The organism is Mesorhizobium captivum (assembly GCF_033977165.1).
In the GTDB taxonomy this organism is placed as follows: Bacteria; Pseudomonadota; Alphaproteobacteria; order Rhizobiales; family Rhizobiaceae; genus Mesorhizobium; species Mesorhizobium captivum.
Map to the genome: position 1 here is coordinate 1 of NZ_JAVIJB010000107.1, position 1,757 is coordinate 1,757.

At 59.3% G+C, this 1,757-nt stretch carries 1 pseudogene; it reads right to left on the reverse strand.

Features of this window, described 5'->3' with window-relative positions:
- Window positions 1-382: 382 nt before the first annotated feature.
- Window positions 383-1,060: pseudogene (locus RFM40_RS33465) on the reverse strand (transposase); the annotation flags it as partial.
- Window positions 1,061-1,757 lie beyond the last annotated feature (697 nt).

The following is a 1,757-nucleotide window of genomic DNA, read 5'->3' on the forward strand; positions in this document are numbered from 1 at the left end:
CTTGATGTGGCCGATGGCTCGATCGCGGAGCGGCGGCGCATCTGCCGCTTGATGGCCGGTGTGATGCGCGGAGGTGAAGACCCTCATATGGGGTTGGCGATGTCAAGATTGGAACATATTCGACATCCTCATAAGGTTTCCGGCTCCAGGTTGCGGGCTCAACTACGTGACGCGGCTCGTTTTGCTGAGCCTAATCCACCTCATATTCGGTCGCCATTGATCGCGGCTGCACCAACATCCCGCTTTCGGCGGGCTGAGCCCAGGATGACGAGACCATTCTGAACTACGACATTTTTGCCAGGGTCTTCATAGGTTCGTCACCTGGATCCGCCGGGGTTCATGAGATCCCGGTAGATTTCGGAAAGGCTAAAGTAGCGAAACGCTATGCCTCTTTCATAATAGCACCTTCGATTACGACTCCGGAGGTTACGTACTTCCACAGGGCGACTAGCAGCTTACGTGCCAGCGCAACGATGGTCGGTTTCTTCATTCGCCCGCCATTGCGTTCGACGCGCGCCTTGTACCATTTTGCCAATGCCGAATCTGGCTGGTGTTGCAGCCATAACCAAGACAGTTGGATGAGCGTGGTGCGCAATCTTGGATTGCCAGCCTTCGACACACCTTGTTCCCGGTCGATCGAGCCACTCTGCCAAGGCGTCGCCGCCAGCCCGGCATAGGCGGCGACCTGACGGCGATTATCAAAATGCCGGAATGACCCTTCCGCCCAGAGGATATTGGCAAACTCCGCGCCGAGTCCCTTAATCCCCAGCAGCATCGTGACGGGCGACGGCTTCGTCTTGTCCGTGTTCTGCGCCGCGATAAGCGCCTCGCGCTCACCCTCGACCGCCTTGATCTGTTCCATCACCAGTTCCAGCTGGTCTAGTTCTCGACTGATCTGGGCCTTCATGTGCCTTGGCAATGCGTGCCCGTCTCCTGTTCGCAGGTCTTCAAGCCGCTGTCGCCGATCTTTATGAAGCGGCTCGTAGTCGGTGATGCCTTGCGAGAGCAGCAGCCCCTTGATGCGGTTGACACGGCCGATCCTCCGCCGATCTTCCTCTTCATGAGAGATGGCCAGCGGAGGTGCATTGTGGCCGCGGTTATCCAGTGTCGGCTCAACCCGATTGCCGCTGCGCGCCGCAGATTATCCTGCACCGTACTGCATGCTATTCCCAGCACGACCGCAATCTCGCGCGAGCTGATCCCGCTTCCGGCAAGCCGAAGCATTTGTCTCAACTGTCTCATGGTTAGCCTTCTCTTTGCCGGCATCAAAATGTCCTCGTTCATCGCGAGGTAATTGATGCCAAGGTTGCTGACCAGGAGGTAATCTTCAGTGCCGAAAACCGGCCGGTCTTTGGTTGGAATGGTGGCCGGCTTCAAACCGGAATGGCGGCCGGCTTCATATCGGAATCCGCATGCGCCGGCGGAGATCGCGGCAGGACGCAGTCGAGACGATCACTTCCGGCGCGAAGGAGGCACTCGCGGCGAGCCCGCCCATCTTCCCATTCGACAAGCCTGTCCGGCTGCGGTTGTGAAGCTGTCGGATCCGGTTGATGCCCCGCCTCTGTATGCCGCCCGTTGAACGATCCGCGGCCGGTTGCCTAAAACGTCGCTGTGACGGTCGTGGCACCGCTTAAATCGCCATCATCCGCTGGTCAACCAGGCCGGAGTGTCGGCGAGCCGTTGCCAGCAAGCTTCATGGACCGGAGCCGATAAGCGGCCTGAGGCGGTCCAGCAAGGCCTGGCGGTCGGCGACGAGG